Genomic DNA, 23018 nt, shown 5'->3' with positions numbered 1-23018 from the left:
CATGGATGCCAAGCTCGCCGCGGTGGAGCTGCTCAACATCATCCGTCCCACCGTCGCGGTGTCCTGGTTCGTCGCGTTCACGGCGCACCGCGTTCGCCCACGAGGTCCGCCGCTTCTACCCGTTCGCGCCGTTCGTCGGTGGCCGGGCGGTCAGCGACCTGACCTGGCAGGGCCAGCACGTTCCCGCCGGTTCACTGGTCCTGCTCGACATCCACGGCCAGAACCACGACCCGGGGCTGTGGCCGGACCCGTACCGGTTCGACCCACAGCGCTTCGTCGGGCGTTCTCCCGACCCCTACGCACTCATCCCACAGGGCGGGGCCGACCCGACCACTGGGCACCGATGCCCGGGCGAGGACGTCACCGTGGCCCTGCTGTCGGCCTTCGCCGGCTGGTTGGCGCGGCTGGACTACACGGTGCCCGAGCAGGACCTCACCATCTCGCTGCGCCGCATACCCACGTTGCCCCGCAGCCGGTTCGTCATGACCGACGTGCGCGAGCGCAGCGTCTCCACAACCTCCAGGTAGCGGCCGTACCCGCTTCTGGACCGCCAGCCGGCGCAGCGTGACCACGGTCGGACTGAGACCCGTCCGCGATGCTGCTCCGACCCGGCCGGCTGACGCCGCGAGAAGCTAGGTGTGAGGCCGGCCCGTGGGGGTAGGGAATGGTCACGGGTCAAGACGTGCGCCCTCCAGTGCCTTCCCCTGCCGCCTCATCCGGCTCGGGCGGGCCCGCCGGTGGACAGCGGAGGCGCCATGTCAGGGAACGGGATCTCTCGTACGCGCGAAGGCGGTCGATCCGCACGCGGCCAAGGCCGGCTCCTCGAGCCGATCATGTCGCTGGTACTGACGAACGACGGTTCGACGAGACTGGTCACCGTCTCCGGCGAGATCAACATGAGCAACGCCCACCTGCTCACCGAGTTGGTGGAGTGCGCCTGCCACCCGCCGGTGCCCGTGGTCACGGTGGACCTCTCCGCGGTACGGATCTTCAGCACGCACGGCGTGAGCGCCCTGCTCCAGGCACGGCAGGCCGCGGCGATCGTCGGAGCAGCCCTCCTCCTGCGCGACCCCGCGCCGTGCGTCACGCACCTCCTGGCCACGACCGGCGCCCTGGCGACCTTCCAGCTCACCCTGGGCGAGGGACGTCATCCCTGCCCACGATCGACAACTGTTGACCTGGTAACGCCGGTGGGCACCACCCCGACGATGGGCAACCTTCATGATCATCACACCGATGGCCCGTGACGGCGCCGCGCTGGTCCCGCCTCGCCGGGACGAACACCGGTACGTGCAAAGCGCTCCGCCCACGGGTAACTCCTCCGACCAGGGTCAAGACATGCGCCCACCGGCGGCCGTCCGTCCGTTCTCGGACGTCGATGACCAGATAGCCGACCGACCTTGGAGGCGCCATGTCCGTTCCCGCTCTCGCGACCCGCTCCGGGCGGCCAGCCGCAACGGGGCCATGCGGTGCCGCTGGCCATCTCGACGACACGGTGCGCAATGTCGCCACGAACACGGCTCCCCCTTCCGCACACCCACCCGCTGATCAGGCCCACGACGCCTCGACCGGCTCATGGCGCCGCAGCCCCCTCGACGCCACAACGAAAAGGCCAGCCCGACAGGACGGCAGAGGAACTCGATGACCCCGATCTTCACAGCTCCAGCCACGCTGGCGCGTATGCCCGCTGGTCAGCACTCGTCGGCCGACTCGCCTGCCGGCGAGCTGCTCGCCGCGATGGCCGCGCTACCGGCCGATCACCCATCCCGGCCCGCCGTGCGGGACCGCGCCATCCAGGCGTGGCTTCCGCTGGCCAACCACCTCGCCCGCCGCTACCACGGTCGCGGCGAACCGAACGACGACCTGACCCAGACCGCCGCACTCGGTCTGATCAAGGCCATCGACAAGTTCGACCCGGCACGCGGGATCGACTTCACCAGCTACGCGATCCCCACCATCGTCGGAGAGGTGAAACGCCACTTCCGCGACCGTACCTGGGACATTCGCGTTCCCCGCCGACTGCAGGAACGGCGGATGGCCATCGCCGGCGCCAACAGCACCCTGACCCAGAGTCTGGGTCGCTCGCCGACCGTCACAGACATCGCCGTCCACCTCGCCCTTACCGAGGAGGACGTACTCGAGGCACTGGAAGGCGCACGCGCCTACAACGCGGTTTCGCTGTCCACCCCGGTCGGTGACGCCACCGCCTCGATCGAGCTGGGCGACCTGCTCGGCGGCGACGACAACGAGCTCGCCCTCGCCGAGCTGAGGGTCGCCCTTGTCCCGGCGCTCGCCACCTTGGACCAGCGGGAACAGAAGATCATCGCGCTGCGTTTCCACGGCAACCTCACCCAACTGGAGATCGCTGAGCAGGTCGGCGTGTCCCAGATGCACATCTCCCGGCTGCTGACCCGCGCACTGGCCAAGCTCCGGGCACACCTGACCGCCACGCCCTGACCGGCCCGGCCGGGGCCTGGTCATGTCCCGCGTGGTGACCACGCGGGCGACAAGTCCTGCGGGGACGTTGCGGGCCGGACGGTTGGTGCAGAGGTGTGGAAGAGTGGCACAGGGTATGGCGAACCCCGGGCTGCGGGGGCCCGTGACTTCGGCGATGTTCACCGTCGTCCGGCTGATCGACAGATCCGGGAAAACGCCACCGACGCCGGCGCGCCACCCCAGACGTGACCATGCCACAAACTGGTGTGGACATCCTGCACAAGGCCGTCCGCCTATGGGATCGCCACCGGCGCGGTTGCCGACGCTCCGGCAGCTCACCACGGTCCGATACCCGCCCAGCGCGACGCCGCCGCCTGGGTCGGCGCCGTAATTCCCCGCCGAGGCGTTGCCGGGTCTCGAACCCGGGCTGTTCCCGCGCCCCGGTCGGGGCGGCTGACGACCGCCGACCTGCCTGCCGGGCCGGTGCCCCTGAACGCGGCATCGGGCACCGCGATGACCGCGGTCCACCCGACGCTGGCGGCGCTTCGGGTGGAACAGGTCCTAGCGAGGTCGAACGGAAGGGATATCAGACGACCGCCGCTCGCTCATCTGCTGACGAGCGCAGGCGCGATGGGTCAGCGCGTCAGAAGGCACCGCTGGGTTACCTGCCTGATCATGTGTGACGCAGGGGCAGCGAACAGCTCCCGGCATCGCCGAATGTGAAGGCGCAGGGAGCCGACGCGGGTATAGGCCGGTCCGGCACGGTGTGACCAGCGGCTACTGGCGGGACGCGCCGTGCCGGGCGGCCTCGGGGCCCGGTACCGCTGCGGCCGGCCGCTGTCGCGGCGGGGCCACAGGTGCGGGGGCTGCTGATTCGCTCGGGCTGTCGGCGGCTCCGGGGACCAGCCGGTCGGCCGCTGCGGTGACCTCCTGTAGCGCGGCGCGCGCCAGCACCTGCTGGAGGGTGACGGTCCGCTCGGAGCGGCCCCGTCCGATGAAGCTGACGGCCCAGTGCAGCACAGCGGTGACCCGGTTCTTGAAGCCGACCAGGTACAGCAGGTGCACCGCGAGCCAGAGCAGCCACCCGGTGAAGCCGGACAGCCGCAGCCGGCCGACGGTGGCCACTGCGGAGAAGCGCGAGATGGTGGCCATACTTCCCTTGTCCCGGTACCGGAACGGCTGTCGGGCCGGCTCGCCGCGTAGCTGTCGGATGATCTGCCGGGCCGCGTGCTGCCCACCCTGGATCGCCACCTGGGCGACGCCCGGCAGTCGGTCCAGCGCCATCAGGTCACCGACGACGAACACCTCCGGGTACCCGGGGAGGGTGCAGTCCGGCTCGACCATGACCCGGCCGGCCCGGTCGGTTTCGGTGCCGGCGGCGGCCGCCAGGCGGGCTCCGAGCGGGGATCCCGACACCCCGGCGGCCCAGATCTTCGTCATGCATCCGATGCGGCTCCGCTGGCCCTCGCGGTCGACCAGATCGATGCCGGTGTCGTCTACACCGACCACTGTGGTGCCCAACGTCACCTCGATGCCGAGTCGGCGCAACTGCCGCAGTGCCTTGGCGGACAACTGCTCGCCGAACGTGCCGAGGACCGAATCGGCGGCGTCCAACAGCACGATGCGCGCCTTACGCGGGTCGATCCGCCGGAACTCGCCCGGCAGGGTCCGGTGAGCCAACTCGGCGATCTGCCCGGCCATCTCCACACCGGTCGGTCCGGCGCCGACCACCACGAACGTCATCCACCGCTCGACCGCCGCCGGGTCGGTCTCCAGCTCCGCCAGCTCGAACGCCCCGAAGATGCGTCCGCGCAGTTCGAGCGCGTCGTCGATGCTCTTCATACCGGGCGCGTGTTCGGCGAACTCGTCGTGCCCGAAGTACGACTGCGTCGCGCCGGCCGCGACGATGAGGCTGTCGTATTCCGTCGTGAACGTGGTCAGCGGCGCGTTCGCGGTGACGGTGCGGCGGTCCAGGTCGATGTCGGTGACCTCACCGAGCAGGACCTCGACGTTGCGCTGGCGGCGCAGGATCTCACGGGTCGCCGGCGCCACCTCGCCGGGCGAGAGGATACCGGTGGCGACCTGGTACAGCAGCGGTTGGAACAGGTGGTGGGTGGTACGCGCGACAATCGTGACGTCCACCGGTGCGCGGCGCAGTGCCTTCGCCGCGAACAGACCGCCGAAGCCGGAGCCGACGATCACCACCCGGTGCCGTCGTCCACCGCTGTCCGCGCCGTTCGCAGTCCTGCTGTCCTTCACTGCGCTCTCCGTCCCGCTCGATCCGCGCCCCCGGCGCCCGCAAGCCGTTCCCCGCCATGAGTATCGGTCGTTGTTCCTGGTTACCGGTGCGGCGGTCGCGAAACACGGACTCCAGCGTCCGTGTCGAAGTCCTCGGTCGCGTCGAGGCGGAGTCCGGCTGGGCCCGCCGCCTGTCGACAAGCAAGGTCGACCCGGACCTTAGCCGCGGCGGCGGGTGATCTGCCGGACGACGGCGTACGCGATCCCTCCGGCCAGCAGCCACGGTGTCGCCACGATGACCGGATCCAGGGGGTGGTGCGCCCGGTCGGCGCGCCGGCCACGGGTGCGGGAAGCGAGGCCGTGATGGGAGAACTCGCTGCGCACCCCGGTCTCGGCGATCGGATTGTCCGGCCGCCGGGTGAACAGCGACCGGACCACACTCTCGGCGGTGTCCACCCGGTCGGCCGCCAGCAGGAGCAGCCAATGCGCGGCCCGTCCCTCGCTGTAGGTGCGGTAGGCGTACCGGCGCATCACCCCGGAGAGCCCTCTGGGCGGGCAGGACGTACCGAAGACGGGGGTGAGGAACTTGTGCTCGATCGACCTCTCCCGGGGCCACTTCTCGGGCTGTCGTTCGGGGAACCGCCAGCGCACGCCGTTGAGGTCCGGGTCGAACCTCTCCCGCGGCACCGAGGGACGGTCCTTCGGGTCCAGGTCGACACCCCAGCCGGGGATGCGGGCGCGCAACTCGTCACTGGAGCGGGCCAGGGGTGGCTTGTCGGGCGTGTACGGCATCTCCGGCTCCCGGTATGGTCAGGCGGTGTTCGGCACGATCAGTGGCTTGATGCATCCGTCGAGCTTGGCGGAGAAGATGTGGTAGGCCTCCGCGATGTGTTCCAGCGGGATCCGGTGGGTCACGATGTCGCTGGGCTTGAGATAGCCGTTGCGGATGTGCTCGAACAAGCGGGGCCACTGCCGCTTCACCGGACATTGGTTCATCCTCAGCGTGAGCCCCTTGTTCAGCGCGTCGCCGAACTTCACCGCGCTGAACATCGGCCCGTAGGCGCCCAGCACCGAAATGGTGCCGCCCTTGCGTATGGAGTCGATCGCCCAGTTGAGGGCGACCGGCGAGCCGCCCTGCAACTTCAGTTTCGCGGCAGTGACGTGCTGGAGGAAGTTCCCGTCCGCCTCGGCGCCGACCGCGTCGATGGCCACGTCGGCACCGAGGTGGTCGGTGATCTTCTTGAGCTGGACGACGATGTCGTGGTACTCGGCGAAGTTGCAGGTCTCGGCGTGGGCGAACGAGGCAGCCTTCTCCAGCCGGTAGTCGAGGTGGTCGACGACGATGACCCGACCGGCTCCCATGAGCCAGGCCGACTTCGCGGCGTACAGCCCCACCGGCCCGGCGCCGAAGACCACCACGACGTCACCTTCGACGATCTCGCCGAGCTGTGCCCCGAAGTATCCGGTGGCGAGTGCGTCGGTGAGCAGGACGGCGTCGTCGTCGTCCAGCCACTCGGGAATGACGCTCGGGCCGACGTCGGCGAAGGGTACCCGGACGTACTCGGCCTGGCCGCCGTCGTAGCCGCCGCAGGTGTGGGAGTAGCCGTAGATGCCGCCCACCGCCGTGGCATTGGGGTTGACATTGTGGCAGTTGCTGAACAGCCCCCGGGCGCAGAAGAAGCACGACCCGCAGAAGACGTTGAAGGGGACCATCACCCGGTCCTTCGGCTTCACATTCCGCACCGACGGGCCCACCTCGTCGATCACACCGATGAACTCGTGGCCGAAGGTCATCCCGACTCGGGTGTCGGGCATCATCCCGTGGTAGAGGTGCAGGTCCGACCCGCAGATCGCCGCTCGCGTCACCCTCACGATCGCATCGTTGGGATGTTCGATCGAGGGGCGGTCCTTTTCCTCCACCCGGATTCGGTACGGCCCGCGATAGACCATTGCTCGCATCGAGTCGCCTCCTAAAGGACGTCTCGTAACTCGGTGGAGGCGTTGCCGGGTAACGGTGCTGGGTGTCATCCGGTGAGGATGATGTTGTGGAGGTGGGCGATGCCGGATGCGGTATCGGTCAATGTGTGGGCGGCGCGGCGGTAGTCGCGCAGGATCTTGAAGTTCTTCATGCGGGCCAGGGCGTGTTCGACCTGGGCTCGGACGGTGCGGTGCTGCTTGTTAAGGTCCTTCTTCCACTCGGATAGTTCGCTGCCGTCGGCTGGTTTGCGGTAGGGGATGATCACCTCGGGGTTGCCTCGGTAGGCGCCATCGGCCATGATCGCCCGTCCGGCCAGCTTGGCGTCGATGCCGGAGGTGCGGTAGACGATGGTGTCGTTGCGGTTGCCGGGCTGCGGGTCGCCGAGGGCTACGACCAAGCGGGTGTGGGCGTCGATGGCGACCTGCACGTTCGTGCTGTAGCGGTAGTTCTTACTCGGGGCCGCGAGGCGGTGGTCCCGGGTCGGGATCAGGGTGCCGTCGACGATCGTGATCTGGTCGACCCGACGTCGGCGCACCGGGGCCAACGCGAGCAGCGGGCCGACGGTGTCGATGACCCGGTGCGCGGCGGAGTGCGACACCCCGAACAACGGGCCGATCTGCCGCATCGTCAGGTTCGTGCGCCAGTAAGCGGCGACCAGCAACACCCGGTCGGAGAGGTCGAGTGACCACTGCCGGCCCGGCCGCCCGTCCGCGATCGCGTCACCGCCGCGCTCGGCGACCAGCCGGACCAGTCGGCGGAACTGAGCGGGCTGCAGCCCGGTGAACGGAAAGATCAACTCCTGGCGGGCCGCCGAAATCACCTGCACCCGGACATGATCCACCATGGACCAACCACCGAGTTACGAGACGTCCCTTAGATCAAGCTCTGGCGGGCCTCATCGTCACGATTCCCTGAACATTGATGTGACATCCGGACAACTGGTCGACCAAGGAGCCCCGGTGACGCCGGATGTTGTTTGACTCCTGCCGAGCTCGAACCTGTCAACTTTCTGAAGGCTTTCGGATCGCGTCGCGGACCCGATCAATGACCGCCAGAACAGGCCCGGCGGCCAGGTTCCCCTTGGCCGTCTGGGCGCTGGGGTGCGGTCGGGTCGGTGCGCTGGCCTCTGCGACGCGGACGGCGGCGGCCAGGGCACGCAGCCGGTCAGCCGGGACATGTTGGCGCAGCAGGGGGAACTCGTAGCGTTCCTCGTGGCGGGCGTGGGCGAGTACGGCGTCGCGGAGCAGGATGATGCCGGTGTCGAAGCCGTCGGCGTCGACGCCGGCGGCGATCAGGGTCTGAAGCGTCTCCTTGGCCTGTCGTTCCTCGTCGAGGCGCTCGTCGACCATCGCGTCGCCGCCCCCACCGGGCAGAGAGCGGGCGAGCGGGTGAACGACCTCCTCCTCAGCGGTCTCGTGCGCGGCCAACAGTTTGACCAGGTCGTCGAAGGCGTCCCGCCGGGTGTCACCGGTGCCGCCGATGACCAGGAGGAAAAGCTGCTCGATGCGGGCGTGCTGGGCCAGCAGCAGGTCGACCACATCCTCCTGCGGTCCGGGGGTGGCCGGGGCGTCGGTGTCAGGCATGGCTGCCTCCCTGGGCGCGCAGGCGCTGCACCGGGTGCGGTCCTTCGGTCTCGATGCGGTACTCGTCGCCGAAGCGCTCGCGGTGCATGTCGATGACCTGTTCGCTGGGTGGCTGCTGACCGTCGTGCAGCTGCTGCTGCATCCACTCGAAGCGCTCGTGCGCCTCGCTGACGTAGCCCTCGCCGAGCTTGGTCACGTCGATGGTGGTGGCCAGCAGGTGCCGCAGGTACTCCTTGTTCGGCTCGAAGGTCAGCGGCTCGGGCAGACCGGCGCTGCCGACGATTTCCTCGGGCTCCCGGCCGTCGTGCCGGCGCAGTAGGTCGGCGGCCTGCTGCAGATGGGCCAGTTCCATCTGCAGGTGCAGCTCCCAGACGGCCTTGACCTTCGGGTCGCTCTCCTGCTGCAGGAAGGAGTAGTACAACCAGCACTCGTTGTACTCGTGGGTGAGCAGCCGCTCCCACCAGTTCTCACCCGGATCCAGCAGCGACTCGTAGTGGGTGACGTGCTCCTGCTCGATCAGGCTGATCTCCTGATAGAGCTGGCGCGCGATCGGCTCCATGTACTGCGGGCCGACGTTCATGTAATAGAACATCACCTGCTGTTCGGCAGAGAGGATCGTCAACGCGTTCAGCTTGGAGCGTGGGTCCACCGAGTTGCGGTCGTACGGGGTACGCACCTCGTCGAACGGATGTCGGTGCTCCTGTACGGTGGGCCGCCCGGGCATGACCTCGGTGAGTCCGTCCACGATCTTCTCGGCCTTACGCCGCTCCACCATCTCGTACAGGTTGGCGTAGCGGTACAGGTGATCGAAGTCCTCCAGCACCCCGAACTCGTACGCCTGCTTGAGGTACGGGTCAGGCTCGTGCCGGGCAACCCAGGCGGTGAGATCGACGGCCACCTGTTCGTAACCGAGCGTCGTCTCCAGCACACTCGCCACCCCGGGGAGCAGCCAGTTCACCACCCGCTGCTGCTGGCTCTCCACGTACCGCACGTAGGCCAACCGCCGACGGACCTCCTGATCCGGGCAGTTGCGGGCGAACTGATGCTGGAAGTTGATCGCCTCGACCTCGATGCCGTTCATCGTGATGATCCGGCACCGGGTGTACGGATCGACCGCCTCAGGATCGATCGGCTCAACGTCGAGTTCGCGCCAATTGCGGATCTGACTCTCCAAGGGGATGCCCTTGTGGTCCAGTGGATTGAACATCAAGTTCTCCAAATCGGTGGGGGTGCAGCTGCTCCTACCCGAAGTCTGGGCGAAGAATCATCCGAATCGGATCCTCTTGGCGGAGAACCACCCAGGTCAGCTGAGATCCGCTGAACCGTCGCCGATACCGACGCAGATGAGCCAGCTCCCACGAACCAGCCGGAGCGCGGCTCGGCCAGTCCCAGACCTGTTCGCCACCCAGCCGCCGCCAGCATCTGCCGAGCCGGGACGGTGCCAACGGCCGTCGCCGTGGACCAGCAACATCCCATGCCTAACACCGCCAGGTGGGTAGTGGTAATCGCCGAGTGTTCTCGCGAAGATGGAGGCCACCAGATGCCGAGCGCTTCGGTGACGCCCGGTGACTCCTGATGCAGGCAGAAAGCGGTAGGCCTCTACCTGTACCCGCTCTCCAGGCAGACGGTCACCCAGGCGTGACGCCTGTCGCCGGCCTGATCTGCTACCCAGGGTTTCCGACGAGCGATGTGCCTTCATGCCAACGTCTCACGCAGGTCTGACCTACCGAAGCTGGTCGGTCAGCGAGGACGGGACGGCCCTGCTCACGGACCAGCGCGAGAGCGCCGGCACCGTCCTCCGGCCGGTCACCGGGACGACGTGACGGTCAACGTGGGCTCGGCCCGCCCGGATTCGCTTGGGCGACCCCCAGCCACTCGCCGATCCGGCGGCGGATCCGGCTGCGGCGGTACCCGCCGTGCACCGCCCCGGTCGGTGGCGGATCGAACAGCGATCCCGACCGGGGCGCAGCTGCGGCCGACTTGGTCAAGAACGCTGCACTCCATCGGGCAACTAACGACTCGGCGGCACGCGGTGCCAGTCGATGGGCAGCCAGCGCCAGATGTGACACCACACCCGTTGTGACCTGCCTGCGTGGGCGACGGGCACACGCAAGGATCGTGGCGGCGAGACGCTCCGGTGCGGAGGCAGGCGGGATAGCGCGCAGTTGACGACCCGAATGGTTGGCGGCCCGCTCGAAGAACGGCGTGTCGACCGGCCCGGGCAACACAAGACCGACCCTTATCCGGGGATGACCGGCGACCTGCTGCCGAAGATTCAAGGCCAGCCCCCTGATGGCAAACTTGGTCATGGAGTAGAGCGGGACCAGCGGGTTCGGGAACAGTGACAGCAACGACCCGACGAGCACGAGGACCCCGCTGCCCTGAGATTGAAACCGAGCCAGCGCGGCACGGGCGCACAGCACGGTCCCGAACACGTTGGTGTCGACCAGCCGACGAATCTCATCCACCGCTTCAGAGCCCAGCGGTCCGGCAATGCCGACCGCCGCCGCTTCGACCCAGACGTCGATCTGCCCGAACCGCTGCACCGCCAGCCGGACCAACCGCTCCACCGCCTCAGGATCAGCAATGTCGGTCGGCACCACCAGCACCTGGCCACCGCGCGCAAGGCAGTCGTGTTCCACTCCCCCAAGCGCCTCTTGGCTTCGCGAGGCAAGTACCAACCTGGCCCCTTCGGCAGCGAACGCCAACGCGGTCGCCCGCCCGATTCCGCTCGACGCCCCCGTGATCACCACCACGGCGTCCCGGAAGGTTCTACGCCCGACCATCGCACCTCCCGCACCGCAGCAGTCCGGCATCGACCATCTACCCACGGACGTAACGATCACTCCCAGGACGCATCACGGGCACGGGCCTGTCAAACCAGCGGCACCGTTGCGCCGCACAGTGCGGCCCTGCATGTGGTCAAGGCAACCGGTCAGGCGGTGCGACTTTGGCCCAGTCACGGCCGCCGTTCACCGCCCGCTCAACCAGTGACTCGGCGACCTGCCGCAGCTTTCGGTTGGAATCCTGCGACACCCGGGCCAGGATCGCGAAGGCCTCCTCGGCCGAACACCGGCGCTGCCCCATGATGATGCCCTTGGCCTGCTCGATCACCGCCCGGCTCTGCAATGCCTCCTGCATCTGCTGAGCCAGGGTGGCGGTGCTTTCGTAGAGGTGGACGTTGGCCAGCGCGATGGCGGCGTATCCGGCCAGCGTCTGGGCGAGTTCGACGTGGTCGTCGAAAACACCCGGTGCTGCGCCGTAGATGTTGAGCGCGCCTACCATCGCCTCCTGGATGGGCAGGCCGATCGACAGGGAACTGACGGCCCCCGCCTCACGGGCGCGACCCGCCCACTCCGGCCAGCGGCTCTCCGCTGTCATGTCAGGGACCGACATGACGGCACCGGTGGTCGCGGCGTCCAGGCACGGGCCGCGACCATGCTCGTACTGCCACTGGTCCAGCGTCAACGCCAGATCACCCGTGTACGCGGCGGTGTACGCCTCGACACCCTGGACCAGGGTGACCGAGACCTCGGCGGTGCCGGGGATCGTATCCTTGGCGACCTGAGCGATGGTTGACAACACCACGTCGAGGTCGACCTCGTCGTACTTGATCCGCCCGAGTCTGATCAAGGCTGCGGCGAGGTCGGGGTGGGCCTGCGGCATGAGTTGTGACGTCCTTGTACGAAGCGCCGTCGACCCAGGGGGTGGGACGGCGGGTGGCGGGACGGCCCGCAGTCGCGGACCAATGCCCGATCCGTCGGATCGGGACCGGCGCCGCTTCTTGACGCTCATTCCTGACGCCCGACCGGGACGCCAGTAATGGGACAACTTTACGACCCGGTACCGACCGGAATGACGCGACGTGCCGGCCCTCTGCCGGCAGGGCTGGTCAACGTCCGTTCGACCACCTCGAACTCCGTGAGCGTGCCCGTCACGTCGAGGACGCGACGGACCGCCGGCGAGAGATGGCAGAGGGTCAGCCGTGCGCCGCGTTCGGTCAGTTGCCGACGCGCTCGTAGCAGCGCGTCGGTGCCGTACGCGCCGAAGAAGGTGACGGCCGAGAGATCCACTGCCACGAGCGCAGCCTTCGCCGCGACGACATTCTCCAAAAGCTCCGCCAAGAGATGAGCGTTACTCAGGTCGATCTCACCGGCTACGGCAACCTGGGCCATGTCTCTGCTGACCTCGCAGCTCAGCCACATGATCGGCTCGTCCAGCCGGGACGTCCCGGCGGCGGTCGGGACGTGGTGACAGCCGAAACCGGGCAACTTTTGTGACATGCCGCCTCCCACCTTGCGGTTCGACAACGCTCCCCGGTCGTCATAACCGGGAGCGCGGGAGGGCACGCGTCTTGACCCGGACCCAAGATACGCCCATGGGGTGGGTATCGCACATCAGGTCGCTGTCCAGCCCGCCAACCTGGGTACGTTGGTGCAGCGACACATTCGCCGACCCCACCCGACAAGGACCCACGCATGGACGCCCCACGGACGGAGCCCGGCGCAGCCCTCGCCGAACTGGGCCGGATCCGGCTCGACGAGGTCGAGCTCAGCGATGTGGTCACACGCGTGGCCGAGCTGGCCAACCGAACTGTCCCAGGCAGCAGGCACGTCTCGGTCACACTGATCCAGTCCGGCGCGAACCGGGCCATCGCCTACACCAGCGACCTGGCCCGTGAACTCGACGAATGGCAGTACCACCGTGACGACGGCCCATGCCTCGACGCGGCGGTCAGCGCCGTCAGCGTGTCCCTTCCTGACCTGTCCGACGAACAGCGGTGGCCGGAGTGGGCGGCGCGGGCACGGGAGGCGGGAATCGGCAGCTCGCTGTCGATCGGGCTGCCCATCCAGGAGGCGGTCACCGGGGCGCTCAATCTGTACGCCACCTCGACGCATGCCTTCGACCACTCGGCAATCGAGTTGGCGGAGCAGTTCGCCGCCTATGCCGCCGTGGCGCTGGCCAACGCGCACCTCTACGACAGCACCGCCGTACTGGCCCGGCAAATGCAGGAGGCGATGCGCAGCCGGGCCGTGATAGAGCAGGCCAAGGGCATCATCATGGGTGAGCGGCGATGCTCGGCCGACGAGGCGTTCACGCTGTTGGCGAAAATCTCCCAAGACACCAATCGCAAGCTGCGCGAGGTGGCCGAGGCCTTGGTCGCCAACGCCGCCAAGCCATAGGTGACGGCAGTGGGCAGGTTGGGCAGGACCCGGTCCGGATGGATCTTGGCCCGGGAGCTATCCACACACCGCCGAATTCGCCACAGCCACCGTCGGCCCAGTGGGAACGGCGCCACGCGCACGACGACGTGGTCGCGGCGTGGCGCCGGCATCAGATGGCACCGTCTCGGCTACAGATTCGAGCCGGCCGACTTCTCCAGCTGCCGGCCGATGGGCGGGCTCCGATGATGAGGGATGGGCGTGACCGAGAATCAGCGACGTTCGGCGCGACCACGGCTCAACGCGAGCCCGAGGGCGATCATGCCGAGGCCGAGGAACAGGTGCAGCCAGTTGTCGGCGTTGTTGAGCGGTACGAAATTGGCTCCGCTCTGGTGGTCGATGACCAGTCCGTAGAGCCAGAGCACGAGGTAGACGGCACCACCGGCGACAAGATAAGTGCGGGCACCGGCAATGGTGCGGGCCAGCGCGAGTCCGGCGACGCCGAAGCCGAGGTGGACGAGGTTGTGCAGGATCGAGACTTGGAACAGTCCGAGCAGTTTTGCCTCGGACTCGTGCCCGGCGAACTGCATGGTGTCGTAGTTGCTGGTGATGCCAGGGATGAACCCGAGGACACCGACCAGCACGAAGACCACACCGACGACCTGAGCGGCGGTACGGACGGGGTGTTTGGCTGCGGTCGTGCTGCCCGAGCGGGACCGGTTGACCATCGTTACCTCCATCGAAGACGGTGCCTCTGATGTCCCCCACCAGGCTGGTGCGAAACCGGATACCTCGGGTCAGTGGTGACGCAGCCGCCGTGCGAGCTCGACGCGAAGGTGGTCGATGCCGGCACCGGTGCGCGCCGAGACCGGGACGGCGTCGGGATGAACCCGGCAGAGCGCGTCGACCGACCCAGGCGGCGCTACGTCAATTTTGTTGAGAACCAGGAGCTCGGGTACGTCGCTCGCGCCGATCTCGTGCAACACGCCGTGCACGGTGGTGATCTGGTCCAGCGCGTCGGGGGCGGAGGCGTCGACCACGTGCAGCGCGAGGTCACTGCGGGTGACCTCCTCCAGCGTCGAGCGGAACGCGTCGACGAGCTGGTGCGGCAGGTGCCGTACGAAGCCGACCGTGTCGGTGACGGTGTAGGTCAGCTCACCGGTGCTGATCCTGCGGACGGTCGGATCCAGGGTGGCGAACAGGACGTCCTGCACTTGTGCGTCGGCACCGGTCAGCCGGTTGAGCAGCGCCGACTTGCCGGCGTTGGTGTAACCGGTGATCGACACCGAGGGCACCTGGTTGCGGGCCCGCCGGTTGCGGGTGCGCTCGCGGCGCCGGGCGAGTTCGGAGGCGTTGCGGCGCAGGCGGGTCGCCCGCTGCCGCAGCGTGCGTCGTTGGGTCTCCAGCCGCATCTCACCAGGCCCTCGCACGCCCATGCCGGCGCCACCGGCCGTCCGGCCACCGCCGACCCGCGACATCGCCCGGCCACCGCCGCGTAGGCGGGGCAACTGGTACGCGATCTGCGCCAGCTCCACCTGATCCCGGCCCTCGCTGGTGCGGGCGTGTTCGGCGAAGATGTCCAAGATCAACGCGGTGCGGTCGACCACCCGTACCCCGATACGCTTCTCCAGGTTGCGGACCTGGCCGGGGCTGAGTTCGCCGTCGGCGATCACCAGGTCAGCGTGTGCCCGTTCGGCGAGCGCCGCCAGTTCGTCGACCTTGCCGGAGCCGACGTAGGTGGCCGGGTCGGGGTGGGGTCGGCTCTGCACCACCTCGTCAGCGACGGTCAGACCGTCGGTGGCAGCGAGCCGGCGTAGCTCGGTCAGCGACGTCGGCGAGCCCGGTCCGCTGTCGGCCGCGCCGTCGCCGTCGCGTACCGCCACCAGCACCGCCGTCGGCCGCTTGTCCTGAGCGCCGGCGTCCGGGCCCAGCAACCACGATCCCGCCATGTCCCACCTCAACCTCGTCTCGGGCGCATGTCCACCTACCCCCGCCCCGGCCGACCATGCCAAAGCTCTACTCGATCCTGCCGTCGGCGCCCCACGACGGCGGTCAGGTGTGCGCCCAACTTCCGGGGTACGCAGGTAGTCGGGTCAAGAAGTGCGCCCGCCCAAGCGTCGGTGCCGCGGCGTCCGGCAGAGTGCCGCGAGCGCGGACGTTGTTCTCCGCGCCGAGTGGTGGAGACGCGCCGGCGCGAACGGAGCGGAGTATGGTCAGGGGCCTGTAGCCACCATCCGCCGTGTCCGGGTGTGGCGAATCGGCGTCGACCATCCGGCGTTGGTCCCGGCTCTGCCACCGGTGGGTCCGTGCAGCAGCCCGCGACGCGTGGGCTGCCATCCGCGCGCGCCCTCGTTCCTCCCTCATGATGGCGTGCCGATCGTGAGGACCTGGCGCCATGACTCACCAACTGACGGATCCCGCCCACGCCTTCGCCGAAATCGGCCGCATCAAGCTCGGCGAGACCGGCCTCGACGACGTCCTGCAACGCGTCGCCGAACTGGCCAAACGTGCCCTGAACGCCCCGGTGGAAGTCTCGGTGACACTCGTGCGCGGCGGCACTGGACACACCGCGGCGTTCACCGACGACCTGGCCCGAGATATGGACGAGCGGCAGTACGCGCAAGGCCGCGGCCCCTGCCTGGAGGCCTCGGCCAGTGGCGACGTCATCCCCGTACCCGACCTCGCCGCCGAGGACCGGTGGCCGGATTGGGCCCAACAAGGGAAACAGGCCGGCTTGGGCAGCTCCGTGTCGATCGGTCTGCCCATCCAGGAGGCGGTCGTCGGCGCACTCAACGTCTACGCCAGCACCCCGCACGCCTTCGACGACGACATGATCGGCGTGCTGCAGACCTTCGCCGCGTACGCTGCCGTCGCCCTGGCCAACGCGCACCTCTACGACAGCACCGCCACCCTCGCCCGGCAGATGCAGGAGGCGATGGCCAGTCGCGCAGTTATCGAGCAGGCCAAGGGCATCCTCATGGCCGAGCGTCGCTGCACCGCCACCGACGCGTTCGACATCCTCGCCAAGGTGTCGCAGGACTCCAACCGCAAGGTCCGCGACGTGGCCCAAGCCCTCGTCGACCGTGCCGCCCGGACGCCCAAAGCCTGAGCACGGCGCGGACCGCCAGCCGGTGGGATAACCCGGCGGACACAACTCCCATCGCACGGTCCGAGACGTGGCCCAAGCCCGCGTCGATCAAGCTACCAGGAGCATCGGCGTCCTGATCGGGCCAGCCGCATGCACCCGCGCGATCTGTCCGGACGCCGACGTCGTCAGGCGGCTGTCGCGTCGTTGCGCCCGGGTGCGCGCCGGCCTCCCCGTTCTGGGAACCGGTATCCAGACCTGTCTGTCGCGTCCACGGTGGGCAGGCATCGACGACGAAGTCTCGGAAACGCCGGTGCGGTGGCGGTGGGTTGGCCCGATTGGGATTCGTGCGGCAGACCTCGGGCATAGCGTTGAGGAAGCTCCGCCGAAGGGACAGCGCCATGACCGAACCGGACGAGAGCCGGGAGAAGACCCCGAAGACCGACCGGGTCCTGTTCTCCCCGGACGGCGATCCGCACCACACCATGGCCCAGGCTCCACAGCCTGACGAGCACCTGGAACCGACCGCCACCCGGGACGGCCGCACCGAGGCCGCCGCCGACGAGCAGTAGAGGAGGCGCAGATGAAGCGGCGTGCGAGCCCGCTACAGCCACCGGGGCAGTCGACCAGCCTGTGGCACCAGGGCCTGTCGCTCGGTTCCAAGGCGTTGCAGAACAACGCCCCACTCAAGGGCTTCGACGCGTACGTGGTCGGGTTCCACCCGGCCAAGGACGCCCCGTCGATGCAGATGGAGGCGCACCACTACTGCCGGCAGGTCAACGACGACTTCCTGCAGTGCGTGCTGTTCGACGGCAACACCTCGGAGGCGAACCTGATCGGTATCGAGTACATCCTCTCGGAGCGGCTGTACGAGACGCTGCCCGAGGACGAGCGACGCTACTGGCACCCGCACAACTACGAGGTGCTCGGCGGTTCGCTGATCGCTCCCGGGCTGCCCGAGGCGGCGGAGCGGGCGCTGATGGCGATGCTGATGAACAGCTACGGCAAGACGTGGCACACCTGGCACACCGGGCGCCTGGACGCTGGCCCGGGAGACCCTCTGCCGCTGGGCGAGCCCATGCTGATGTGGTCGTTCAACCGGGACGGGCAGTGTGACCCGGCGCTGGAGGAGCACCGCAACCAGGCCATGGGCGTCGACCGCGCCGAGAAGCGGCGTGACCGCTCAGCCCTGCTGAAGCACGCACATCCGCAGGACGGAGTGGCGCTGCTCGACGACGCCTTTCCGGCCGGCGAGGCGGTCCCGGGAGTGGTCGACCGGTTGACTGGTCGGTAACCGACGGCGACCGATGGAAGCCGACGTCAACCGCGAACGGCAGAACAAACGGCACCCAAAGGAAGAGCTACCGCTGCTCGCCGCGCACGTCGGCCAGCCTGCTGCAGTCGCCGAACCCGCCGAAAATGATGACGCTGAGGCTTCCATCGGTCGCCAGCGTGCCGCAGCCGTCCGGCGCGCAGCAGCAGAACCGGCTGGGACGTGAACAGCCGCTGTTCGGCGGCCCAGGCAAGCAGTGCGGCCGCGCCGCCATCGTCGGCGGACACAGTCAGCTCGGCCAGCACTGCCCCGGCTGTGCTGACTGCGGCGGCGGTGTGGATATCGGTGTGGGCGTCCACCCCGATGACGACATCGATCCGTTCTGCCGGAATCGGCACTGCGGCTGGTTCCCTCCGCTCGACGACACTCGTGCGCCGTCGGCCCGGGAAGAGGTCACCTCCGGGGGCATACCAGGTCCGTGGCGCAGCCTCGCCCAGATCGAACTGGCCACCGCCGAGTGGGTCGACTGGTACAACAACCAGCGCCTGCACTCCGCCATCGGGCACGCCCCACCAACCGAATACGAGTCAACGTTCTACGCTCAACCCCAGCCCCGCGAGGTGCTCGGAGTCAACAGCTGAGGTCTCCACAGAACCCGGGGGGGTTCAATCTCCACCTCCACAGCCGAGACCGATCCGTGGCGACAGCGGCGCATCGATCGACAACTTGTGATGTCCGTGCCCGTTCCATAGTAGAACGTCACACACAGGTACGGCAGGAAGGTCACCGCCGGATGCCTGGCTACTCCTCCCCCGCAAAGCTGATCACGCCCAAGCCTCGCGTACGCACGGCCCCCGGCCGGCCGCTCTGTTCGTTTTGGTCGGATCGCTGATAGCCGAGCGTAGACGGGTGGGGTCGCCTGGCGGCAGGGCGGCCCGCACGCGGCAGGGCTCTTGGGAGTGGGTCTGCGGATACCGTAGGTCGGCGCGTACCTGACTCTGTAGCGGACCCTGTACGCCGACAGACGGCGATGAGCCGCTGACCGGCAACGTTCTCCCGCATCTCCTGGGTGTGGGCCATGAAGTGCGCCCGATGTTCCGGCCGTGCCGATTGCGTCGCCGCAGGAGCTGCCGGACTGCTGAGCGTAGCCGTGCGCGCCGGGGATTTTGGACCCGAGTAGCGGTACGACGAGGTCGGCGGTGACGGGCGCCTGCATCGCCAGTTGCATGCCTGTCCGCCACCGCGCACCGCGGACGCCCTGCCCCATTGGGTTGGTGCGGACCCGAGGGCTGCCGCGCCGTTGAGGCAGCCCTCGGGGTCCGGTTGTCGACGTGGCGGTTCAGTCGGTCACCGCGGTGAGCGGGACCGGTCGGCCGGCGCGACGTAGGGGCCACATCTGTGGCCCGTCGACGAGGTGCAGCGGGGTGCCTGCGTGGTAGCCGTGTCTGGCCAGGTGGTTCCGGACCGTGATGGTGGTGGCGATGGTGTCGATCGGGTAGCCGAGCTGGTCGACCCGCTGGTGGTGGTGGGCGAGCAGTGCCTGACCGATGCCGTGGTGGCGGGCGTGGGGGGTGACGTGCAGCCAGGCCAGCCAGTGGTGCGGGGCGGCGGTGCGGTATCGGCGGGCCAGGGTGTGGAGGTGCTGGAAGCGGGTTAGGTGTCGGCCGGTGAAGGTGCTCAGGTGGTAGTCGGACAGCGGTGGCGCCTGCGGTGCGGGGTGGTGGCGCCAGACGGCGACGGCGGTCATGTCGACCGTGATATCGACGTGCCCCCATTCGACGGCGTGGTCGACCTCCATGGCGAGCAGGGCGTGGAAGATGTGTTGCCGCCCGGCCGGGTCGGGGACGAGCCATTGCGCTACTGGGTCGGTGGCGACGGCGTCGGTGACCAGCGCGGCGATGGTGGCGACGTCGCCGGGCTGCGCGGGCCGGATGGGTGGCGCGGTCACGGTGGGGGCGGTCACAGGGGCCGCCGATGTGGCAGGGTGCGCGGGAAAGGGGTCCGGCCGCCGCTGGTGGGGGTGCCGCGCCACATTCGCCAGATGATGGGCCCGCCGGTGGGGAGCACGATGGTGGGGCCGGCGGTGTAGCCGTGGCGCAGGTAGAGCCGCCGATTGCGCATGGTGGTGGCTTCCAGGTATGCCGGCAGGCCGAGGTCGTCGAGGCGACGGTGATGGTTGGCGAGCAGGGCGGTGCCGATACCGCGGTTCTGCCGGGTGGGGTCGACGGCGAGGTAGGCGAGGTAGTGGTGCGGGTCGTCGGGGTGGAAGGCGTCGAACATTTCCTCCAGCAGCACGAACTTCGGCGCGTGCACGCCGGCGATGGCCTCCAGCGACTCCAGCCGTTCCCGGGTATCGGTCGAGGTGGGTTCGAGACGGGGGTACCAGATCGCCACCGCCGTCTGATCGCCCGTCGTGTAGACCTGCCCGTGCGTCAGGCCGTGGTGGAAGGCGTCGGTGAAGTACCGGTAGTAGACGGTTCGGCGGTCGGTCGGGTCGGGGATCAGCCAGTCGGCGACGGGGCCGTCGTGGAACGCTTCGGCAAGGACGCCGATCAGCGGTCCGGCGTCGGCTTCGGTGGCGGGGCGGACGAGCAGATTCGTGTTGGTTGCGGTCACAGCTTCCCTCTGGTCAGGCGGGTTGGCGGGCGAGGTCGGGGGCGCGCAGGGGTCCGGTGTCGCTGTCCGCGCCCAAGCCGATCGCCGCGTACACGTCGGGGTTGGTGGTGCGCAGGATCAGCGCCCAGGCGATGCCGAGCAGCGCGGCGGCGGCGTAGGCGGTGGGGAATGCCCAGCGCAGGGGCGAGTCTGGTGCTACGCCGAGGAGGGTGGCGAACTCGCGCAGGGTGACGGTGAGGATCCCACCGAGGGCGAGCGTGGCGGCTGCGGGTGCGATCACCGACCGCCACGGTCCTTCGGTGTGAGCGGTGCGGGTGAAGAAGCCGATGACGGCGGCGGAGGTGAGGGTCATGAGGATGAGCACGCCGAGGCCGCCGGTGACGGTGATCCAGAAGAACAGGTGCACGATCGGATCCGCCCCCGCGAGCGCGTAGCCGACCAGCACGGCGAAGGCGAGTCCGCTCTGGACGAGGGAGCCGACCTTGGGTGCGCCGGTTCGGCGGCTGGTGCGGCCGAAGGCGGCGGGAAGTACCCGTTCGCGGCCGAGGGCGAACAGGTAGCGGGCGACGGTGTGGTGGAAGGACAGGAGGGCGGCGAACAGGGAGGTGATGAACAGGATCCGGGCGACGGTGATGACACTCTGGCTCAGGTGCGGCGACACCAGGTTGAAGATGAGGTCGGTGCCGTCGGCGCGGGCCGCCGCCACGATGCGGTCCGGGCCGGTGGCCACGGACATCGCCCACGCGGACAGCCCGTACAGCAGGCCGGTCACCGCGACGGCGATGTAGGTGGCGCGGGCGATCGTCCGCCGGGGATCCTTCGTCTCCTCCGAGAACACCACCGTGCCCTCAAAGCCCACGAATCCGGTGATCGCGGTAACCAGGGCGGCACCGATGCCAGCGGCGAACACATGGGAGGGGGCGAGAGTGTCGAAGGCGACCGTCCCGTCGGCGGGGTGGGTCACCATGATGGCGTCGAAGGTCAACGCGACGGCGCATTCGGCGACGAGGACGACGGCGAGGACGCGGCCGTTGAGGTCGATCCGGGCGACCCCGAGCACCGTGACGATGGCCCAGGCGGCGAGGGCGCAGATCCACCAGGTGAGCTGCCAGCCGTACCGGTCGTTGAGGAACTGCGCGGTGACCGCGCCAGCCCCGCCGTACAACCCGATCTGCATCGCGTTGTAGGCCAGCAGCGCGACCATGGCGGCGCCGACGCCGGTGGGGCGGCCGAGTCCTCGGGTGACGTAGGTGTAGAAGGCGCCCGCGTTGACGATGCGGCGGGACATGGCCACGTAGCCGACCGCGAACAACGCCAACACGGCCGCGACCAGGAGGTAGGCGACGGGGATGCCGGTGACGCCGGTGACCGCGTACCCGGTGGTCGCGCCACCGGCGATGACGGTGAGGGGTGCGGCGGCGGCGATGACGAAGAACACCACCGACGGGATACCGAGCCGGCCTCTGGCGAGGACGGCGGACACGGTGTCGGGCTTCGAGTGGGACATCGGCTCTCTCTCAGCAATGAGGGGATGGATAGCAAGGTGGCCAGTCAGGAGGTGCGGTGGCTCAGCACGGCGCCGCCGACGACGGCGCCGAGGTCGGCAAGAAGGTCGCGCAACGGGGCCGGGACTTGGTCGACCTGGTGGCGCAGGAACGCGCGGACGGCAAGGGGTGTGCCGTCGAGCAGGATCGGGTCGAGCTGCGTGTGCAGCGCCAGGCCCGCGAGGACTTGGTCGAAGGCGGTCAGTGGCTGGTAGTTGCGCAGCTGGAAGGACAGGCGAGCCCAGGACCAGGCGGCCGTGTTCACGTCGGTGGGGACGTAGACGGTGCGCTGGCGCCACAGCCGGCCGACCTGCTCCGGCCGCAGCAGCCCGAGCTGCCACATTCGGGTGATCACCTGCTCGTAGGCGGTGGTGGCGAGGAACGCCAACCACGTTCGGGTCGCGGTGTGACGTGGCTCGGCCACCAGACGATCCAGGACGAGATGTTGCAGCCAGTCCTTCGGCGGGACCGTGTTGATCACCCGCACATGGCGGCCTTCGAAGGTGACCCGACCCTCCCGGTACAGCTCGGCCAACAGTGCGGCGGCCAGGCCGTGTGCGGTCGCGGACTCGAACAGACGCGGACGTCCGGTCTGATCGTCGTGGGCCAGGTAGAAGAACTCGTCGGCAAGACGCGTGGCGGTGTGGGCGGCGGCGCTGCCAACGGCGCGCACCGGCCGGGCCGGCTCTACTGGTGCCGGGTGTTCGTACAGGTGGGGTGCGTGGTCGTTGGATGCGCCGGAGGGTGGGGTGTTCACCGCGGCTGACCTTCCTCGGTCGATGCGTCAGAGGGGATGGGAAACCCGAGCTGCCGGAGGAGCTTCCGGCCGCCGGGATGGCGGGCCAGTTCCTCGATCGCCCAGGCGTGTTGCCCGCATCCACCGGTCTGGCAGTGGGAGCAGGTACCGCCGTCGCGATGCTGGAGCACCGTGTTGCGCGCTGATTCGAAGCGATCCACGGGGCGGTCGCCGTCGTCGGTGCCGGTCATGAAACAGAACTCCGGCGGTGCAGCGCGGCCACGCTGACCCGCACCTCCATACACGGCGGATGCCGGTCGACGTGCGGGTAATCGCACTCAGGCCGGTGACCGAGCACCCAGACCCA

At 68.8% G+C, this 23018-nt stretch carries 24 protein-coding genes; 8 read left to right on the top strand and 16 right to left on the bottom strand.

What is annotated here, in order from left to right; all coding sequences use genetic code 11:
• Positions 1-5 precede the first annotated feature (5 nt).
• The 3 genes from CLT74_RS31050 to CLT74_RS02420 all read left to right on the top strand — a co-directional run bounded on the left by CLT74_RS31050 (position 6) and on the right by CLT74_RS02420 (position 2457).
• Positions 6-527 carry a cytochrome P450 gene (locus CLT74_RS31050; RefSeq protein ID WP_486581924.1) on the top strand — a complete coding sequence of 174 codons (522 nt, stop codon included), beginning with the start codon at positions 6-8 and terminating at the stop codon, positions 525-527.
• A 306-nt stretch (positions 528-833) separates the two neighbouring features.
• Complete coding sequence (locus CLT74_RS02425; protein ID WP_158240179.1) at positions 834-1247, top strand: STAS domain-containing protein; 414 nt, start codon at positions 834-836, stop codon at positions 1245-1247.
• A gap of 433 nt (positions 1248-1680) precedes the next feature.
• Positions 1681-2457, top strand: a complete 777-nt coding sequence (locus tag CLT74_RS02420; protein WP_486581923.1) for a SigB/SigF/SigG family RNA polymerase sigma factor — start codon at positions 1681-1683, stop codon at positions 2455-2457.
• Between the two features lie 756 nt (positions 2458-3213).
• On the opposite strand, the gene CLT74_RS02415 is transcribed toward CLT74_RS02420, so the two are convergent.
• From CLT74_RS02415 to CLT74_RS02375, 9 genes are all read right to left on the bottom strand, one after another.
• Positions 3214-4695: an NAD(P)/FAD-dependent oxidoreductase gene (locus tag CLT74_RS02415; protein WP_199172064.1), complete on the bottom strand. Its 1482-nt coding sequence runs from the start codon at positions 4693-4695 to the stop codon at positions 3214-3216.
• Between the two features lie 198 nt (positions 4696-4893).
• The gene (locus CLT74_RS02410; protein WP_099845078.1) at positions 4894-5466 is read right to left on the bottom strand and encodes a hypothetical protein; all 573 of its coding nucleotides are present in this window, start codon (positions 5464-5466) and stop codon (positions 4894-4896) included.
• A gap of 18 nt (positions 5467-5484) precedes the next feature.
• Complete coding sequence (locus tag CLT74_RS02405; protein ID WP_486582687.1) at positions 5485-6624, bottom strand: zinc-dependent alcohol dehydrogenase; 1140 nt, start codon at positions 6622-6624, stop codon at positions 5485-5487.
• A gap of 74 nt (positions 6625-6698) precedes the next feature.
• On the bottom strand, positions 6699-7478 hold the full coding sequence (locus tag CLT74_RS02400; RefSeq protein WP_099851146.1) for a transposase family protein: 780 nt from the start codon (positions 7476-7478) through the stop codon (positions 6699-6701).
• Positions 7479-7653: 175 nt separating this feature from the next.
• Complete coding sequence (locus CLT74_RS02395; RefSeq protein ID WP_099845076.1) at positions 7654-8235, bottom strand: hemerythrin domain-containing protein; 582 nt, start codon at positions 8233-8235, stop codon at positions 7654-7656.
• On the bottom strand, positions 8228-9442 hold the full coding sequence (locus tag CLT74_RS02390; RefSeq protein ID WP_199172062.1) for a hypothetical protein: 1215 nt from the start codon (positions 9440-9442) through the stop codon (positions 8228-8230). Before CLT74_RS02390 ends, CLT74_RS02395 begins: the two co-directional genes overlap by 8 nt.
• 619 nt (positions 9443-10061) lie before the next feature.
• Entirely contained in the window at positions 10062-11021 is a 960-nt protein-coding gene (locus tag CLT74_RS02385) for an SDR family NAD(P)-dependent oxidoreductase (RefSeq protein ID WP_486581922.1), read from the bottom strand.
• Between the two features lie 136 nt (positions 11022-11157).
• On the bottom strand, positions 11158-11901 hold the full coding sequence (locus tag CLT74_RS02380) for a GAF and ANTAR domain-containing protein (RefSeq protein WP_099845074.1): 744 nt from the start codon (positions 11899-11901) through the stop codon (positions 11158-11160).
• A gap of 167 nt (positions 11902-12068) precedes the next feature.
• Positions 12069-12518 (bottom strand): STAS domain-containing protein, encoded by a 450-nt coding sequence (locus CLT74_RS02375; protein WP_099845073.1) that lies wholly within the window; start codon positions 12516-12518, stop codon positions 12069-12071.
• A 195-nt stretch (positions 12519-12713) separates the two neighbouring features.
• Here CLT74_RS02375 and CLT74_RS02370 point away from each other — a divergent pair, with 195 nt between their 5' ends.
• Positions 12714-13418, top strand: a complete 705-nt coding sequence (locus CLT74_RS02370) for a GAF and ANTAR domain-containing protein (protein WP_099845072.1) — start codon at positions 12714-12716, stop codon at positions 13416-13418.
• Positions 13419-13669: 251 nt separating this feature from the next.
• Here CLT74_RS02370 and CLT74_RS02365 read toward each other — a convergent pair whose 3' ends face one another.
• Both CLT74_RS02365 and hflX read right to left on the bottom strand, forming a co-directional pair.
• Complete coding sequence (locus CLT74_RS02365; RefSeq protein ID WP_099845071.1) at positions 13670-14125, bottom strand: DUF4383 domain-containing protein; 456 nt, start codon at positions 14123-14125, stop codon at positions 13670-13672.
• Between the two features lie 69 nt (positions 14126-14194).
• The gene (gene hflX / locus CLT74_RS02360; RefSeq protein ID WP_099845070.1) at positions 14195-15346 is read right to left on the bottom strand and encodes a GTPase HflX; all 1152 of its coding nucleotides are present in this window, start codon (positions 15344-15346) and stop codon (positions 14195-14197) included.
• A 446-nt stretch (positions 15347-15792) separates the two neighbouring features.
• On the opposite strand from hflX, the gene CLT74_RS02355 reads away from it, so the two are divergent.
• The 4 genes from CLT74_RS02355 (at position 15793) to CLT74_RS02345 (ending at position 18396) form a co-directional block, all read left to right on the top strand.
• Entirely contained in the window at positions 15793-16506 is a 714-nt protein-coding gene (locus CLT74_RS02355; protein ID WP_099845069.1) for a GAF and ANTAR domain-containing protein, read from the top strand.
• 377 nt (positions 16507-16883) lie between these two features.
• Positions 16884-17054: a hypothetical protein gene (locus tag CLT74_RS30645; protein ID WP_199172060.1), complete on the top strand. Its 171-nt coding sequence runs from the start codon at positions 16884-16886 to the stop codon at positions 17052-17054.
• Between the two features lie 11 nt (positions 17055-17065).
• Positions 17066-17776: an OBAP family protein gene (locus tag CLT74_RS02350; RefSeq protein ID WP_099845068.1), complete on the top strand. Its 711-nt coding sequence runs from the start codon at positions 17066-17068 to the stop codon at positions 17774-17776.
• Between the two features lie 158 nt (positions 17777-17934).
• On the top strand, positions 17935-18396 hold the full coding sequence (locus CLT74_RS02345; protein ID WP_099845067.1) for an integrase core domain-containing protein: 462 nt from the start codon (positions 17935-17937) through the stop codon (positions 18394-18396).
• Between the two features lie 698 nt (positions 18397-19094).
• Here CLT74_RS02345 and CLT74_RS30360 read toward each other — a convergent pair.
• Genes CLT74_RS30360 through CLT74_RS02315 form a run of 5 tightly spaced genes read right to left on the bottom strand, consistent with a single transcriptional unit; the run spans position 19095 to position 22902 of the window.
• Positions 19095-19718 (bottom strand): GNAT family N-acetyltransferase, encoded by a 624-nt coding sequence (locus CLT74_RS30360; RefSeq protein ID WP_099845065.1) that lies wholly within the window; start codon positions 19716-19718, stop codon positions 19095-19097.
• The gene (locus CLT74_RS02330; protein WP_099845064.1) at positions 19715-20371 is read right to left on the bottom strand and encodes a GNAT family N-acetyltransferase; all 657 of its coding nucleotides are present in this window, start codon (positions 20369-20371) and stop codon (positions 19715-19717) included. The genes CLT74_RS30360 and CLT74_RS02330 overlap by 4 nt, the downstream gene beginning before the upstream one ends.
• A 13-nt stretch (positions 20372-20384) precedes the next feature.
• Positions 20385-21878 carry an APC family permease gene (locus tag CLT74_RS02325; RefSeq protein WP_099845063.1) on the bottom strand — a complete coding sequence of 498 codons (1494 nt, stop codon included), beginning with the start codon at positions 21876-21878 and terminating at the stop codon, positions 20385-20387.
• 44 nt (positions 21879-21922) lie between these two features.
• A complete protein-coding gene (locus CLT74_RS02320) occupies positions 21923-22672 on the bottom strand; it encodes a GOLPH3/VPS74 family protein (RefSeq protein WP_099845062.1) in 750 nt (249 codons plus the stop codon).
• Positions 22669-22902, bottom strand: coding sequence for a hypothetical protein (locus CLT74_RS02315; protein WP_099845061.1), 234 nt, complete (start codon positions 22900-22902; stop codon positions 22669-22671). Before CLT74_RS02315 ends, CLT74_RS02320 begins: the two co-directional genes overlap by 4 nt.
• Positions 22903-23018: the final 116 nt, after the last annotated feature.

This window comes from Verrucosispora sp. CNZ293 (assembly GCF_002754655.1).
The sequence above is the reverse complement of the archived record's forward strand: the minus strand, read 5'-3'. Positions and strand labels throughout refer to the sequence as shown.

What these genes read in the sequence shown, in the direction of transcription:
- CLT74_RS31050 (WP_486581924.1), top strand. Translation starts at nt 6, where the DNA reads ATGCCAAGCTCGCCGCGGTGGAGCTGCTCAACATCATCCGTCCCACCG.
- CLT74_RS02425 (WP_158240179.1), top strand. Translation starts at nt 834, where the DNA reads ATGTCGCTGGTACTGACGAACGACGGTTCGACGAGACTGGTCACCGTC.
- CLT74_RS02420 (WP_486581923.1), top strand. Translation starts at nt 1,681, where the DNA reads ATGCCCGCTGGTCAGCACTCGTCGGCCGACTCGCCTGCCGGCGAGCTG.
- CLT74_RS02410 (WP_099845078.1), bottom strand. Translation starts at nt 5,466, where the DNA reads ATGCCGTACACGCCCGACAAGCCACCCCTGGCCCGCTCCAGTGACGAG.
- CLT74_RS02405 (WP_486582687.1), bottom strand. Translation starts at nt 6,624, where the DNA reads ATGGTCTATCGCGGGCCGTACCGAATCCGGGTGGAGGAAAAGGACCGC.
- CLT74_RS02395 (WP_099845076.1), bottom strand. Translation starts at nt 8,235, where the DNA reads ATGCCTGACACCGACGCCCCGGCCACCCCCGGACCGCAGGAGGATGTG.
- CLT74_RS02390 (WP_199172062.1), bottom strand. Translation starts at nt 9,442, where the DNA reads ATGTTCAATCCACTGGACCACAAGGGCATCCCCTTGGAGAGTCAGATC.
- CLT74_RS02385 (WP_486581922.1), bottom strand. Translation starts at nt 11,021, where the DNA reads ATGGTCGGGCGTAGAACCTTCCGGGACGCCGTGGTGGTGATCACGGGG.
- CLT74_RS02380 (WP_099845074.1), bottom strand. Translation starts at nt 11,901, where the DNA reads ATGCCGCAGGCCCACCCCGACCTCGCCGCAGCCTTGATCAGACTCGGG.
- CLT74_RS02375 (WP_099845073.1), bottom strand. Translation starts at nt 12,518, where the DNA reads ATGTCACAAAAGTTGCCCGGTTTCGGCTGTCACCACGTCCCGACCGCC.
- CLT74_RS02370 (WP_099845072.1), top strand. Translation starts at nt 12,714, where the DNA reads ATGGACGCCCCACGGACGGAGCCCGGCGCAGCCCTCGCCGAACTGGGC.
- CLT74_RS02365 (WP_099845071.1), bottom strand. Translation starts at nt 14,125, where the DNA reads ATGGTCAACCGGTCCCGCTCGGGCAGCACGACCGCAGCCAAACACCCC.
- hflX (WP_099845070.1), bottom strand. Translation starts at nt 15,346, where the DNA reads ATGGCGGGATCGTGGTTGCTGGGCCCGGACGCCGGCGCTCAGGACAAG.
- CLT74_RS02355 (WP_099845069.1), top strand. Translation starts at nt 15,793, where the DNA reads ATGACTCACCAACTGACGGATCCCGCCCACGCCTTCGCCGAAATCGGC.
- CLT74_RS30645 (WP_199172060.1), top strand. Translation starts at nt 16,884, where the DNA reads ATGACCGAACCGGACGAGAGCCGGGAGAAGACCCCGAAGACCGACCGG.
- CLT74_RS02350 (WP_099845068.1), top strand. Translation starts at nt 17,066, where the DNA reads ATGAAGCGGCGTGCGAGCCCGCTACAGCCACCGGGGCAGTCGACCAGC.
- CLT74_RS02325 (WP_099845063.1), bottom strand. Translation starts at nt 21,878, where the DNA reads ATGTCCCACTCGAAGCCCGACACCGTGTCCGCCGTCCTCGCCAGAGGC.
- CLT74_RS02315 (WP_099845061.1), bottom strand. Translation starts at nt 22,902, where the DNA reads ATGACCGGCACCGACGACGGCGACCGCCCCGTGGATCGCTTCGAATCA.